The sequence below is a fragment of the Pseudomonas sp. MPB03 genome (assembly GCF_046605385.1).
GTDB lineage: Bacteria > Pseudomonadota > Gammaproteobacteria > Pseudomonadales > Pseudomonadaceae > Aquipseudomonas > Aquipseudomonas zanjanensis.
Map to the genome: position 1 here is coordinate 305186 of NZ_CP176770.1, position 13475 is coordinate 318660.

General features: G+C 54.8%; 14 protein-coding genes and 1 pseudogene. 11 read left to right on the top strand and 4 right to left on the bottom strand.

The annotated features are described in order from the left end of the window. Nucleotides 1–508: 508 nt before the first annotated feature. From ACLH0I_RS01275 to ACLH0I_RS01290, 4 genes and pseudogenes are all read left to right on the top strand, one after another. Nucleotides 509–604 (top strand): annotated as a pseudogene (locus tag ACLH0I_RS01275) (potassium transporter peripheral membrane component); the annotation flags it as partial. A gap of 92 nt (nucleotides 605–696) precedes the next feature. Beyond that, nucleotides 697–1008: a tetratricopeptide repeat protein gene (locus ACLH0I_RS01280; protein WP_411386086.1), complete on the top strand. Its 312-nt coding sequence runs from the start codon at nucleotides 697–699 to the stop codon at nucleotides 1006–1008. 276 nt (nucleotides 1009–1284) lie between these two features. Further along, nucleotides 1285–1731: a tetratricopeptide repeat protein gene (locus ACLH0I_RS01285; protein ID WP_411386087.1), complete on the top strand. Its 447-nt coding sequence runs from the start codon at nucleotides 1285–1287 to the stop codon at nucleotides 1729–1731. Nucleotides 1732–1872: 141 nt separating this feature from the next. Further along, nucleotides 1873–2181 carry a hypothetical protein gene (locus ACLH0I_RS01290; RefSeq protein ID WP_411386088.1) on the top strand — a complete coding sequence of 103 codons (309 nt, stop codon included), beginning with the start codon at nucleotides 1873–1875 and terminating at the stop codon, nucleotides 2179–2181. Nucleotides 2182–2699: 518 nt separating this feature from the next. Here the strand turns inward: ACLH0I_RS01290 and ACLH0I_RS01295 are convergent. Further along, entirely contained in the window at nucleotides 2700–3212 is a 513-nt protein-coding gene (locus ACLH0I_RS01295; RefSeq protein WP_411386089.1) for a hypothetical protein, read from the bottom strand. Between the two features lie 92 nt (nucleotides 3213–3304). Then, nucleotides 3305–4000: a DUF1963 domain-containing protein gene (locus ACLH0I_RS01300; RefSeq protein WP_411386090.1), complete on the bottom strand. Its 696-nt coding sequence runs from the start codon at nucleotides 3998–4000 to the stop codon at nucleotides 3305–3307. A 668-nt stretch (nucleotides 4001–4668) separates the two neighbouring features. Between ACLH0I_RS01300 and ACLH0I_RS01305 the strand changes: the two genes are divergently transcribed. Together ACLH0I_RS01305 and ACLH0I_RS01310 are read left to right on the top strand one after the other, a co-directional pair. After that, a complete protein-coding gene (locus ACLH0I_RS01305; protein ID WP_250961534.1) occupies nucleotides 4669–5886 on the top strand; it encodes a DUF1444 family protein in 1218 nt (405 codons plus the stop codon). Between the two features lie 41 nt (nucleotides 5887–5927). Then, on the top strand, nucleotides 5928–6290 hold the full coding sequence (locus tag ACLH0I_RS01310) for a hypothetical protein (RefSeq protein ID WP_250961533.1): 363 nt from the start codon (nucleotides 5928–5930) through the stop codon (nucleotides 6288–6290). A gap of 263 nt (nucleotides 6291–6553) precedes the next feature. Here ACLH0I_RS01310 and ACLH0I_RS01315 read toward each other — a convergent pair whose 3' ends face one another. Both ACLH0I_RS01315 and ACLH0I_RS01320 read right to left on the bottom strand, forming a co-directional pair. Further along, on the bottom strand, nucleotides 6554–6916 hold the full coding sequence (locus ACLH0I_RS01315; RefSeq protein ID WP_250961532.1) for a DUF6124 family protein: 363 nt from the start codon (nucleotides 6914–6916) through the stop codon (nucleotides 6554–6556). Nucleotides 6917–7512: 596 nt separating this feature from the next. Further along, nucleotides 7513–7779, bottom strand: a complete 267-nt coding sequence (locus ACLH0I_RS01320; RefSeq protein WP_411386091.1) for a DUF2790 domain-containing protein — start codon at nucleotides 7777–7779, stop codon at nucleotides 7513–7515. A gap of 255 nt (nucleotides 7780–8034) precedes the next feature. Between ACLH0I_RS01320 and ACLH0I_RS01325 the strand changes: the two genes are divergently transcribed. The 5 genes from ACLH0I_RS01325 to ACLH0I_RS01345 all read left to right on the top strand — a co-directional run bounded on the left by ACLH0I_RS01325 (nucleotide 8035) and on the right by ACLH0I_RS01345 (nucleotide 13451). After that, nucleotides 8035–8775, top strand: coding sequence for a response regulator (locus ACLH0I_RS01325; RefSeq protein ID WP_018600898.1), 741 nt, complete (start codon nucleotides 8035–8037; stop codon nucleotides 8773–8775). Then, entirely contained in the window at nucleotides 8772–10085 is a 1314-nt protein-coding gene (locus ACLH0I_RS01330; RefSeq protein WP_411386092.1) for an ATP-binding protein, read from the top strand. Before ACLH0I_RS01325 ends, ACLH0I_RS01330 begins: the two co-directional genes overlap by 4 nt. Nucleotides 10086–10269: 184 nt before the next feature. After that, complete coding sequence (locus ACLH0I_RS01335) at nucleotides 10270–11130, top strand: alpha/beta fold hydrolase (RefSeq protein WP_411386093.1); 861 nt, start codon at nucleotides 10270–10272, stop codon at nucleotides 11128–11130. Nucleotides 11131–11173: 43 nt separating this feature from the next. Beyond that, a complete protein-coding gene (locus ACLH0I_RS01340) occupies nucleotides 11174–11986 on the top strand; it encodes an alpha/beta fold hydrolase (RefSeq protein WP_411386094.1) in 813 nt (270 codons plus the stop codon). 349 nt (nucleotides 11987–12335) lie between these two features. Then, nucleotides 12336–13451 carry a hypothetical protein gene (locus ACLH0I_RS01345; RefSeq protein WP_411386095.1) on the top strand — a complete coding sequence of 372 codons (1116 nt, stop codon included), beginning with the start codon at nucleotides 12336–12338 and terminating at the stop codon, nucleotides 13449–13451. Nucleotides 13452–13475 lie beyond the last annotated feature (24 nt).

Genomic DNA, 13475 nt, shown 5'->3' on the forward strand with positions numbered 1-13475 from the left:
TGAAAACGGGCTCTCCATAAAAAGAAGGACCGCCATAGGAATATGGCAGTCCTTCTAATAAATCACCGTCGAAATATTATTCGCCGATAGATTTGTTTACGCTCGACAGCGCAACCATTGCAGTCAGGCTCAGTGCGGATTGAGATACGATCAGTTTGGACATATCGAGTTTCATAAAAGCTCCATTTTTTTGAAAGATTATGCCATTCGCATTTCATTGCAAGGCAGAGCGAAACTAACATAACCATTTTGATAAATGACACTATTATTTTTTCGCGGTATATACCCATTCGCTATATTGGATCCAATTTCAGGAATATGAATTGTCGCTTGGTCGTCGAAGAGCAAAAAGGCAACCCGACTGAGCCGTGTCATAGTTTTTGGCGCCAGATTTATCGGAGGCTGGGCATGAGCCAGAGCATTTCGCCCGCCGCTTCAGCTGCGCGGAACACAGGCATGGTCGTCACGACCTTATGGGGCTTGGACATCGTCGGCGGTATCGCGGTCGATCCGGACCGGCGACCCTGTGATCCTGTTCCTGGTGGATAAGAAGCATATTCGCGATGTCGAGAAGCTGTTCCATGTGGGGTTGAGCTTTTTCTGATCCAGGCTGTGCGGTGGCAGTCATGGCCCCATCGCGAGCAAGCTATCCAACAGCCACTGATCAACCCCTGACACACCGATAGGGACGCCGCCATGCTCGACTCCCTGGAAAAAATGCTCACCAAGGGCATGGACAACGCCCTTCTCCGCTTCGGCCTCGGCAAAGGCTACCTCGACCTAGGCGATTTCCCCCGCGCCGCCGAACACCTCCAGCGCTGCGTCGAATTCGACCCCAAATATTCCGCAGCCTGGAAACTACTGGGCAAGGCCCACCAAGGCCAAGGCGACACCGCCGCAGCCCGCCAAGCCTGGGAACAAGGCCTGGAAGCCGCCCGCGCACACGGCGACAAACAAGCCGAAAAAGAAATGACCGTGTTCCTTAAGAAACTGGATCGCCATCCCTGACTTCACACAAAACTGCTTTTGTGGCGAGGGAGCTTGCTCCCGCTTGACCGGGCTGGCGCTCCAGTGCGCAGCACTCACAAAAAAGCCCACCCCATTCTCAACACCAGCCCACCAACCAGCCAACACACAAAACCCTGTGGCGAGGGGATTCATCCCCGCTGGGCTGCGCAGCAGCCCCAAACAGCCAATGCGGTCTGTCTGATGTACCGGAAACTAACAGAGATTTGCTTCTTAATAGGATGCCCACCGATTTTTACCAAATCTATGGAGGGGACAATGACGAGCGAAAATAGAGAATTGAGTCCGGATCTACACTCGCAAATACTGAAATTCAGTAGTGACGGAGATCTGCTGGCTGAGTCAGGCCGCTTTGAGGAAGCAGTAGCCCAATATAACAAGGCGTGGGCATTAATCCCTTCCCCAAAAAATGATTGGGAGGCTGCAACCTGGATCCTGGCGGCCATCGCTGACGCTTGCTTCCTATCCGGATTTACGACCTCCGCTCGCGAAGCTTTGCAGTACGCAATGACTTGCCCTGGCGGGATTGGAAATCCTTTTTTGCACCTGCGTCTTGGACAGGTTTTGCTCGATGATGGTCAAGATGATCGTGCTGCAGATGAGTTGATGCGCGCATACATGGGAGCTGGCCCACAGATTTTCGCCGCGGAAGACGCCCGCTACTTGGCTTTTCTCAGGACACGTGCTGATCTTGACGCAAGGTGAAAAAGCGATGAAGCGAATTTCCCGGTTGTTAGCCGTGTTATGGGTGCTAATCCACGCCTCATATTTGCCAATGACGCTGAAGGCGTAAGCCTCTCAGGCGAAGCTACAGACATCGATCACACCTTACGCAAGGATGCAGTCATGAGTCGCTACGAAGGTAAACCTTTCCTAAAACTATTGGATTTCTATGTTTTAGAATCCATCGGCAGGATTGAGCCAGAGCAATTGAGCGCTTTGGCTCAACTAGAGCCCAAGCTACGCGAGACCTATGCCACCCAAGGGACGTGGTTTGAAATAGTCGCCGAACAGATGGATCTTGCAGATGAGCTTCCCAGCCAAATCGACGCCGCGTGGGATTCCTATTCCAAACACATGCAGCAGAAGGGATTGGCTGCCGACCCAATAGAGTTCACTTACCGATTTGTAGATACCAACCTGATCGCTAATTGAAACGCCTGCTTTTGCGGCTGGCCTTGATCATCCCACCAGCCTCCTCGGGTCGATTGCAGCCCTTCGTGACATGTAGTAATCGGATTGAAAAGGGAAGAGGGCTGTAAGCGTCCGGCGAAATCATCTACCCGACCCCAGCTATAAGCCGATGATGGACATTTGCTCAAAATTGGCGTGCTAGCGCTATCATAGGTGCATTGAAGCCCTCGGGTGCTCAGGACAGATGCTTTATCTATATGTAGATGGCAGCGACAACGACGCTATCGAGGCAGAGCTTGTGGCTGCGTTCAATGGTCTCGTTTGCGAATGGTCTGAGCTGGGTGCGTTCCTTGTGAATCAGAAACACGAACGCGATGAGAGCGTATCTGAGAATGACTTGCCCGATTGGTTTATTGGGTTGAACCTTCCCATTGAGAACTATGGCATTGAGCAGATCAACCGCTTGATTCCTTTTGCGCAGAGGCTCGCTGTATCTACGGGACGGGAATTCGTCCTAGGTGTTTCTAGTCCTCAGGGTATTAGTCAGGATATGGTTTTTCTAGATGCGCATTCTGGGGAGCAAGAACACTCCATCCTTTTAAGCCTACTGAGTGCGAGCGTCCGGTGAAGACAGTGTTAAAAAATGATGCTGCGTAAGGGACTGAAAATAAATTCGTCTCCTTATTCAGTCCTATTGGTTGGCCATAGTTATTTTTCGAAAACTCCTCACAAGCGTTGCCAAGTTCGTCTGAGCTTAAGGAATTTGCCTTCGATTCTATCTTGGCGAACACGCGAGCGTAGGCTGCCGAAGCCCGTAACTTTTTGAGGAAATCTGCATCCGCATCCTGTAGGAAGTGGGCCGCCACCGCAGAGTATCGCTCCCGCATACCAGGATTCACCGAAGAGCACTTGGCCTCGAAAAAATCATAGGGTGCAATAAAGGAAGCCGATGCTTCGTCAATGCAGCCATCACCTGTACATGCTGAAGTAGCACCGGCCAATGTGGCCCAAAGCATCGGTAAGCAAGCCAAAATTTTCATAATATTTTGCATAGGTTGATCCTGATTAGGGGGAACCGGGGGGACAGACGGCGATTTGGGCTCACCCGTCGGACTGTCTCACAATCGTATCCTCCTACTTATTCCTAGTAAAAGTCGTAATAAAGCGCCCACTCCCCAGTTTCGCTGTGCTTCCAGAACATCAGGCTCCCACTGTCGACCACGTTCAGATTGATCTTCGAGTCCGATGAGATCTGGAACACAAACTCGAAGCCTTCACCCGGATCAACACCCGACTGGCAGAACGAGGGGTAACCGCCGATCTTGTGTTCGTAGGTGTGGGTAACCAAGTCGTAATAGCTCTGGATCTTGCCCGCGCGTTCCAGCGTGAGGATTGCTTGCTCAAGGTCTTCCGGGACACCACCGCCATCCCACAGCGGAAAGTCCTCCGGCACCGCTTGCGCTGTCAGTGGGAAGGGTTTGAGGAATGTATCTGCCACCGACAGAGACTTGCGCACCAACACATCATCCGGCCCATACTCGCGGATAACCCAATTATTCCCCATCGGCTCAAGGTGCTCGGGGAACGGGTTTGAAATGAACACCGTCAGCACACGAACCCCTGCTAGCAGAGGGCTATTGACGGGCAGGGCGGGCAGGTAAAACTGCGCATAGGGGAGCAACTGTTGCCCCGCCTGATTAGTGGGCACCTCTTCATCCGGTCGGAACAGGAAGACATTGCCCAGCCAGCTTTCTTCATCGGTGCCAGCAGGACGAAAGCCGCCGGCAATGAGCTTCACGGCGGGGCGGGCCAGGCGTTGCTTGATTTCCTGGATTTCCATGGCGATGTAAACCTCCTTTTTGCTACAGGTATTAAGGTCGCAGATGGGCAGTGTACGAGAGTGGATAGCAGCCCTTCTTTGCCCGAGCTAGGCCACGTTAGCGTCCTTCACGAGGGTGAGCGTTCCCACTCCCCGGCCTATGACTTTCCCGAGGGCTCCTAGCGTACCCGAGTGTCATCGACACCGGCTCGGCCAGTGATAAGGAAACAATAGAGTTTGAGGGCAAGGCTGCAAAGCCGGCGGATTCTGGTGCGGTTGTAGGCAAAGGCGCGGGGATATGTGGCTTGGAGGTGCGGTGGTCAGGTCCTGGCTTGGCCCACAGCAGGTGGAGAAGCAGGAGCAAGCATCCATTGCGAGTGTTATTGAAGGGCAAATCTACGGAAAATAAATCCGTCCCCTTATTTCATGTGCCAGAGTGCGAAGGCTGCGCACGCAAATCCCAATGTGGTGGCTTCTTTTCTTCTGGCGTGCGTAATGGATACAGCACAGCTATCACTCCTTTTCTAATGTGACGTCCGCTTAATGAGGAGCTTAGTGCTCGTGCCCGCTTCGGGCTAGGCCAGAGAAAACGTGCCGGCCGACTTACTATCGACTTACTATCTGGAATAAATTCCTTTTTTCCAACCCACCCTGTTTACAAATGCCTGCTGACACGAAGGATCCTGTGCATGCTCCAATCCCTGCTCGACAAAATCCTCAGTCGTCCTCTGACTCAGGAAGGATTTGCCAAAAAATTTATCGAGTCAGCCCGCAAGGCTGGCTACAGCGAGGCCATGGACTTTCAGACTAGCGAGTTTCGCATCCGTCATAACAATGGTTCGTACTTCAATCTTCATAACGCCTTTCGCGACTATCAAAATGGAGACAAGACCCAGAAGGTCGCAATTTTGAATGGGTACGTATCGACTCTGTTGGCGTCTGGCCAGAGAACCGGGACGGTCTTTGAAAACGTGAAAGCACACTTACGTCCGGTGATTCGAAATCTTGCCATGCTTGAAGAAGTTCGACTGGAGCACGCCAGAAATGGTGGCGATAAGCCGCACGATGTCGTTTATCGGTCCTTGGGTCGCGACTGTGTGATTATGCTTGCCGTCGACTCGCCCGAGTCCACCGCCACCCTTACGAGGGGCCCTGAAGCGCAGTGGGGTGTCACAATGGATGAGGCAGTGGCGATCTCCATTGAGAACTTGCGCGATGCTACGCACGAGGCCTTTGATGAGATTATCCCTGGGCTCTACGCCGCGCAGTGGGCGGACGGATACGACAGCAGCAGAGTCTTGTTGCCAGATGTTCTACATCGCGCATCAGTTAAAGGTCGACCGGTGTTCATGATCCCCAGTCGTGACGTCTTGATGGTCACGGGCGACAAGGATGAGCAAGGCATCCGTCAGATGGTCGAGCTTAGCTTCATAGCGCTTGAGAGGGGCAGGGCAGTCTCCACCGACATTTATACCTATGACGGGCGCGATATCGTCCCATTTCACCCTGATGATGAAGGGGTCAATAACCGTCTGGCCAAGCTGGAACATCTGCTGCTCCAGGGTAGTTACAGTAATCAGAAAGAGTTGCTCGATAAGGTCAATCTGGAAACGGGCGTCGATGTGTTTGTTGCCTCGTACCATCTCTACGAGCTGGCTGACCAGAACGGCAAAACCGTATCGATGAGCGCTTGGACAAAAGGTGTGCTGACCCTATTGCCCAAGACGGATCGCGTCGCGTTGGTTGAACCCGTTCAGGGTGGGGAACCGACAGTCAAAACCGTTCCCTGGGGCGAACTTGAATCCGAGCTTGGCGATCTGCTGACTACAGACGCTGGCTATCCACCTCGCTATCGGACACTAGGATTTCCTTCGCCAGAGCAGCTTAATCGCCTGACTGCCTTATGATCGCTGCTCAACTAATATGGCGCACTGCGATGGAGGTATGAATGCCCGATACTTACAGCGCGCATGATCATGCGAACCGCAATCAGGCAGAAATCCTCATTAGCAACGATTGCGCTTGCTTTGGTTGCTATGCGGTATTTCCTTCTTCTGATGTGACACGGTTTACTGAGACCACGGCATGGTGTCCAAAATGCGAGGCTTTCAGTACGGTCGTTGGCGATGCCTCCGAGCTGCCTTTGGATCGAGAGTTTCTGGAGGCAGTTCACGATCATTGGATCGGGCCTCAAGATTGGTTAGATGAGATGGCGGCGCAGACTCACGCGATCGCAACTGCTGTTTACACGCAGACAAGCACAACGATGGATGAGGAACGAGTTCGTCCTTGGTGGAAGTTTTGGCGATGACACTCCCAATTATCCAGCGAATGCATGCGATCAGTTTGCTGTGTCTTTTCTGTCTAAGCCGCTATGCGATTGCAGGAGCAAAAAGGGGATTCATATACATAACACACCGTCCGTCCGCTTTTAGCCCGTTTGCGGCTTATCGCTAGAAAGAACCCTTGGGGGCCATGGGGAAACGATTCTAGGATATTCAGAAAATATCATCTGTTTCCACGGATGGAAGAAACCCGACGCAAAACGTCGGGTTTTTTCATTTGGGAAAAATCCTACTGCCGCGGCTCCACGTTATCCAACACCCGATTCGCCAACAACGAACTCAACTCAATCAACTGCTGTATCCCCTGCGCCACGTGCCGCCTCGATCCCTCCAGATCAAACGCCAGATCACTCACCATCGCATCAGCCGAAGCCAACGTCTCAGTGAGGTTGGCAAGCAGACATTCGTTATCGAGGCCTTTCACGACGGCATACAGCTGCCCCGGTTTGGGGTCGTCTTTGGATTTATCCGGTTTCGGTAGCAAGTAGTGATCGAGCACCCGTTTAGTGGTTTCGTCTTGCTGCTTGGCTTTGGATTTTGCGGATGTAGAGGTGGAATCTGCTTCTGGCGGATTCGGAGTTATTTTGAACATAGGTATGTCTTCTCAGTTAGGCCGCAACCATTTCGCTACTAAACGATAGGGTGGCGGCTGTGCGCAGGTTAGTAGACCGGTGACATACCTAAAACCGGCGCGCCCGAGGGCGCCATGCGCACAGCCACCATCGAGTGCAGGCGGAAGCCTAACTGATGAGACTCATGCAACCGGATGTCATCCGGGCTACTAAACCCGACCACTGATGGGCAGTGGCAGGAAGACAATAGAACCCCGGGACAAGGCGCACAAGCGGGCGGATTCTGGCGTAGTTGTAGGCAAAGGCGCAAGGATGCGTAGCTTGATAGAGAATGTAGGTGAGGGCTGTAGGAGAGAGGTTTTTTGGCGATTTGGGTGGGGTGTTCTGTGCTGGAATTGGGGTGATTTCATCGCGAGCAAGCTCGCTCCCACAGGGTTTTGTGTGGCACACAGTATTTATGAACACCACCGAAAAAAGTGTGGGAGCGGGCTTGCTCGCGAAGGCGTTGGCACATTCAGCATTGATGCAAGCTGATCCACCGTATTCGCGAGCAAGCCCGCTCCCACAAAGGGATTTGCGGCGGCCTGGGAAATCGAACTCACCGCTGAGCCACGCCTCAGCTCCCTTCGTTGTTACAGCTGGCCGCGTGCTTGAGATACGTCAGGGCTTTCTCCTCACCCATCGAATCAAGGTAGATGATTTGCGCATTCACCAACCCGCAAGTCTGGCCACTGTCTTCAGTCAGCGAGATCACTTTGTCGATGTCCAGGTGCGTGCCGTAGGAATAGCTTTCGCTGGCGGCTTTGTCTTGGGCCAAGGCGGGTAATGCGCCGGCGCTCAGGGCGGTGATCAGGCAAGCCGTTGCGATGGTTTTCAGGTTCATGGTTGTTTCCCTTCAATGAGTTGGATGGCGCTCATTAAAGGCCCGTGAGGTATCTCGGCTGTGTCGAAAAACGCCGTGATTGGATACGTACGTATCTGAGGTGAATTGCGATACAGATCGATACAATCGCCACTGTTTTTGCTTGGCGCTGGCTTGATTCAAGGCTGGATAAGCTGAACGCACGGTGCGTCGCCAACCGGCAACACGGCATCGTCACACTGCGCAAATCGATGCGCGCATTTCGGAGAGCAGGGCATGGAACATGTCGATCACGTATTGATCGTGGATGATGATCGGGAAATCAGGGAGCTGGTCGGCAACTACTTGGTGAAGAATGGTTTGCGCACCACCGTGGTTGCCGATGGGCGTCAGATGCGGGCCTTTCTCGAAGCCAATCAGGTGGACTTGATCGTGCTCGACATCATGATGCCGGGGGATGACGGGCTGCTGTTGTGCCGCGAATTGCGCGCCGGCAAGCATAAGGCGACACCGGTGCTGATGCTGACGGCGCGCAGCGACGAGACCGACCGCATCATTGGCCTGGAAATGGGTGCCGATGATTACCTGGCCAAACCCTTCGCGGCCCGGGAGCTGCTTGCGCGCATCAACGCGGTGCTGCGGCGCACGCGCATGCTGCCGCCGAACTTTGTCGTCAGCGAAAGCGGCCGGATGCTGAAGTTCGGCCGCTGGCGCCTCGACACCACCGCTCGCCATCTGCTCGATGAAGACGACACGCTGGTCTCGCTGAGCGGCGCCGAGTACCGGCTGCTGCGGGTGTTTCTCGATCATCCTCAGCGGGTGCTGAGTCGCGACCAGTTGCTCAACCTGACCCAGGGCCGTGACGCGGACATCTTCGACCGTTCCATTGATCTGCTGGTCAGCCGCGTGCGTCAGCGCTTGCTGGATGACGCCCGCGAGCCGCTCTACTTGAAGACGGTGCGCAATGAAGGCTACGTCTTTACCTTTGCGGTGGAAATGCTTGAGGAGCAGGCATGAAACTCCCGTTTCAATGGCCTCGCACGCTGGCCTCGCGCCTGTGGCTGGTGTTCCTGGTCGGTCTGATACTCGCCCAGGCTCTTACGTTCGCGGCCCAATACTACGAACGCTACGAAAGCACCAAGACGGCGATGTTGGGCAACTTCGAACACGACACGGCGACGTCCATCGCCATCCTCGACCGCCTGCCTGCCGACGAGCGCCTGGCATGGACCAAACGCCTGCAGCGTCGCAACTATGACTATTTGCTGCGCGAGCATGATCCTGGCATTCCGCTCACTTCCAACGATCTCGCGGCGACGGCGGCGCAATCCCTGCAAGTCTCGCTGGGCCGCAACTATGACCTGACCATTGTCGAGATCCCGGGGCCGCGCCAGCATTTCCAAGCCCAGGTGCGACTGGCTGACGGCAGCCCGGTGACCATCGATGTGCGTCCCTCGGTCAGGCCGTTGTCGCCCTGGCTGCCCTTTGTCCTGTTCGGTCAGTTGCTGTTGATGATCGGCTGCACCTGGCTGGCCGTGCGCATCGCCATACGCCCGCTCAGTCGCCTGGCCGAGGCGGTCGAGAACCTCGACCCGAACGCCCATCCCGTGCCGTTGGATGAAACCGGTCCACGGGAAGTGGCCTACGCCGCCCGCGCCTTTAACAGCATGCAGGCGCGCATTGCTGCTTACCTGAAAGAGCGCATGCAATTGCTCGCGGCGATTTCCCATGACTTGCAGACGCCCATCACGCGCATGAAGCTGCGCGCCGAATTCATGGACGACTCGGTCGAAAAAGACAAACTGGGCAACGACCTGAACGAAATCGAGCATCTGGTGCGCGAGGGCGTCGCTTATGCCCGCAGTGTCCACGGTGCGACGGAAACCAGTTGCCGCATCAGTCTGGATTCTTTTCTCGACAGCCTGGTGTGCGACTACCAGGACACCGGTCGCGAGGTCAGCCTGCGCGGCCAGAACGGCGCGATCATCGAGACAAGGCCCCATGCCCTGCGGCGTATTTTGGTGAATCTGGTGGATAACGCGCTGAAGTATGCCGGCACCGCCGAGGTGGAAATTGGCGGCCATGCGAGCACCGGCGTATCCATCAGTGTGCTTGACCGAGGGCCGGGCATTCCCGAGGAAATCCTGGCTGAGGTGGTCAAGCCGTTCTATCGGGTGGAAAGCTCACGCAACCGCAGCTCCGGCGGCACCGGCCTGGGCCTTGCCATCGCCCAGCAGTTGACCGTCGCGATTGGTGGAACGCTGAGCCTGCGCAACCGCGACGGCGGCGGGCTTTGCGTGACCCTCGACTTCGGCGGCGATCAGTAGGCCGCTCTTGCTGGATCAGTGGCATGCATTTGTAAGCCACTGTATCCAGCCCATCTACAGACTCAAAACAACGCATAACGGCCGGGTGTCGAACATTTCCGGTATACATGCCGCTGCAAGAATGCTCCCCATCAAGTCGCCATCGGATCCCCGGTGGCGAGCCATGACCTAAGGAGATCTTGCCATGAATACCCAGTCCTCCCTCGCTCAAGCAGCCAGCTACATCACCACCCCGGATGGCGTACAGCTCTATTACAAGGACTGGGGTCCGAAAGATGGGCCAGTCGTCACCTTCAGCCATGGCTGGCCGCTGAATTCCGATAGCTGGGAATCGCAGATGTTGTTCCTGGCGGACCAAGGCTATCGGGTCATCGCCCACGACCGCCGCGGCCATGGCCGTTCCAGCCAGCCGTGGGAAGGCAACGACATGGATCACTATGCCGATGACCTGGCCGCTGTGATCAACACCCTGGACCTTAACGACGTCACCCTGGTGGGTTTCTCAACCGGTGGTGGGGAAATCACCCGCTACATCGGCCGCCACGGCACCGATCGGGTGAAGAAGGCCGCACTGATCAGCGCCGTTCCGCCGATGATGCTCCAGACCGAAGACTACCCAGGCGGCCTGCCGATCGAGGTGTTCGACGGCCTGCGCAAGGCCTCGCTGGACAACCGCTCGCAGCTGTATCGCGACATCGCGTCTGGCCCGTTCTTCGGCTTCAATCGCGACGGGGCGAACGTCTCCCAGGGGCTGATCGATTCGTTCTGGGTGCAGGGCATGCAAGCGGGCCACAAGAATACCTATGACTGCATCGCGGCGTTCTCGGCAACGGACTTCCGCGCCGACCTGGCCAAGTTCGACGTGCCGACACTGATCGTACATGGCGACGACGACCAGATCGTCCCGATTGACGCCTCCGCCCATGCCGCCGCCGAGCTTGTGCAGGACGCCGAGTTGATCGTCTATCGGGGTGCGCCCCACGGCCTGACCGACACCCACAAGGACCGCCTCAACCAGGATCTGTTGGATTTCCTGGCCAAGTGAACCCATCGCTGCAGCGTCACCCCACTAATCGATGAAAAAAGGAATGATCATGCTCACTATTAAATCGCTGTTGGCCGTCACCATCACCGCTGCGCTGGCACTCACATCCGTTCAAAACGCAACCGCCGCGCAACCCGACACCACCAAGCCCACCATCGTGCTGGTGCATGGCGCCTTCGCCGAATCGTCCAGCTGGAATGGCGTTGCCGCCCAGTTGCTGACCCAGGGTTATCCGGTCGTTGCCGCGGCCAACCCGCTGCGGGGCGTGAAGCAGGACGCTGATTATGTCGCCGATATCGTCGAGCAAACCGCCGGCCCGGTGATCCTGGTGGGTCATTCCTACGGCGGCGCCGTGATCACTAACGCCGTGCACAACAACCCCAAGGTCAAGGGGCTTGTCTACGTCGCAGCCTTCGCGCCGGACAAAGGCGAAACCGCCATCGAACTGTCCGGTCGCTACCCTGGCGGCACCCTTGGCCCGACCTTGGCGGCTCCGGTGCAGTTGGACGATGGCAATAAGGATCTCTACATCCAGCAGGACAAATTCGGCCAACAATTTGCCGCCGACGTTCCAGCGGCTGATTCCGCGCTGATGGCTGCGACACAACGCCCCATCAGCGAGGCGGCCTTGAAGGAAGCGTCTGGCGACCCGGCCTGGAAAAAACTGCCGTCCTGGTTCATCTACGGCTCGGCGGACAAGAACATCCCCGAGGCGGCCCTGAAGTTCATGGCCGAACGCGCTGGCTCGAAAAAGACCGTCACCGTTCAAGGGGCTTCCCATGTGGTGATGACGTCCAATCCGGGGAAGGTTGCAGAGCTGATCGTTGAAGCGGCGCAGGCCAGTTCCAAAGGATGATCTCGTAAAGCGGGATGACTGACCCTCATCCGTTGGTCTTCGAGAAAAACCAAAAACCCGGCGTTGGAGGCCGGGTTTTTTCGTTTGATCGTTCCCACGCTCTGCGTGGTAATGAATTTCGTGACGCTCTGCGTCAGCTTCCAGAAGCGGAACGCGGAGCGCCCCTGGCGACATTCCCACGCAGGAGCGTTGGAACGATCGATTTATTCGTTTTGCCCTACAACGCTTCGCCCTATGCAGCCGCGAAATTGCCCCGGGTTCATCACTTAATGCGGGTTCGCGTAATCGAGTTTTGTGAGATATACCTTAAGCACCCCATCGCTAAGGCATTCACGCAAGGAGCATGACGATGAGCTGGTCTTCTCTGCCTGAAAATATCAAACTTATGGTGTTGCATTTTTTAACCATTGAAGAACTGACCGAAATAATGTTTACCGATCAGCAAACTTCCAGGCTGGTGCTGACTGTCTGGCGGGACAAGATGTCGTTGCAGACGGGAGGGGATAGTCAAGGACACTTTCTTTCGTTTGATGCTGTGCATTGGGCCCTTTCTTCAAATTCTACATTTCGTCTTCTAGCTCAGTTGCCAGCTTTTATTCCAAGCCAGATTACCCGTGGTCTGCAAATTGGCAAGGGGGGTACAAATAGCGTATATCTCGTCAAGGAACATCCAGGTGTATTGATGAAGGACGGTGGTGCGAAAGTCGGTGGAACTTCGAAGGAGTACAATGCCATGGTTAAGATGGGGGCCATGGGGTTGCGCACAGTACTGCATGATTTGCGAATTCATCGCGGCAGAATTCAGATTATCATGGACCGTGTTAACGGCTGTGTTGATAGCAAAACAATTATCGGTTACAAAAAACATCTGACGGACTATATCAATCCTGACATGGCAACACCTTGCCCGCGCAGTAAGGATGCTTTAGCTATTCATGGCGAGACACTTTGTCAACTTCTCAGCGCCTGGGATCTGATGTTCGAGAAAGGTCAGTATTTCAACGATTTTCAGTTTCTTTTGGATCCAAGCGGTGAGGTTTACCTGAATGATCCTACTGATGTTGCGAATAAATTTTGGGATCGCGGTACCAATATCATAATTCAGGCGATTATTAATACCTATGAATATATCCATCGTATCGCTGGTGAGCAAGATTGGATGACTTTTAAACGGTACAAGAAAACCCTCGCGGAACGCCGTTATAAAGAATTCGAACTGGGGTCGGGGCTGTTGCCAGAACAGTTTTACACGCCTCACTATACGGTAATAAATTACCGTTTTTGCTGGTATCAAGCGCCATCACCTTCCACTATGTTTAGGACTAGATTTGCGCTGGATGTACCAAGTTTTATAAGGGTTCAGTTGGCGGGTGGGATGTTTGGTTATTTTCATCAGGAGTGTGACTATCGTAGGCCTGGAGTTTATGAGTGGGCTAAATGGAATGATTTGTTGAGTCTTATTTAATCCCCTTTTCGCGCCTTTTCGCGA

Bases quoted from the DNA above. Each gene is read 5' to 3' on its own strand.
- ACLH0I_RS01280 (WP_411386086.1), top strand. From the start codon at position 697: ATGCTCGACTCCCTGGAAAAAATGCTCACCAAGGGCATGGACAACGCC.
- ACLH0I_RS01285 (WP_411386087.1), top strand. From the start codon at position 1,285: ATGACGAGCGAAAATAGAGAATTGAGTCCGGATCTACACTCGCAAATA.
- ACLH0I_RS01290 (WP_411386088.1), top strand. From the start codon at position 1,873: ATGAGTCGCTACGAAGGTAAACCTTTCCTAAAACTATTGGATTTCTAT.
- ACLH0I_RS01295 (WP_411386089.1), bottom strand. From the start codon at position 3,212: ATGCAAAATATTATGAAAATTTTGGCTTGCTTACCGATGCTTTGGGCC.
- ACLH0I_RS01300 (WP_411386090.1), bottom strand. From the start codon at position 4,000: ATGGAAATCCAGGAAATCAAGCAACGCCTGGCCCGCCCCGCCGTGAAG.
- ACLH0I_RS01305 (WP_250961534.1), top strand. From the start codon at position 4,669: ATGCTCCAATCCCTGCTCGACAAAATCCTCAGTCGTCCTCTGACTCAG.
- ACLH0I_RS01310 (WP_250961533.1), top strand. From the start codon at position 5,928: ATGCCCGATACTTACAGCGCGCATGATCATGCGAACCGCAATCAGGCA.
- ACLH0I_RS01315 (WP_250961532.1), bottom strand. From the start codon at position 6,916: ATGTTCAAAATAACTCCGAATCCGCCAGAAGCAGATTCCACCTCTACA.
- ACLH0I_RS01320 (WP_411386091.1), bottom strand. From the start codon at position 7,779: ATGAACCTGAAAACCATCGCAACGGCTTGCCTGATCACCGCCCTGAGC.
- ACLH0I_RS01325 (WP_018600898.1), top strand. From the start codon at position 8,035: ATGGAACATGTCGATCACGTATTGATCGTGGATGATGATCGGGAAATC.
- ACLH0I_RS01330 (WP_411386092.1), top strand. From the start codon at position 8,772: ATGAAACTCCCGTTTCAATGGCCTCGCACGCTGGCCTCGCGCCTGTGG.
- ACLH0I_RS01335 (WP_411386093.1), top strand. From the start codon at position 10,270: ATGAATACCCAGTCCTCCCTCGCTCAAGCAGCCAGCTACATCACCACC.
- ACLH0I_RS01340 (WP_411386094.1), top strand. From the start codon at position 11,174: ATGATCATGCTCACTATTAAATCGCTGTTGGCCGTCACCATCACCGCT.
- ACLH0I_RS01345 (WP_411386095.1), top strand. From the start codon at position 12,336: ATGAGCTGGTCTTCTCTGCCTGAAAATATCAAACTTATGGTGTTGCAT.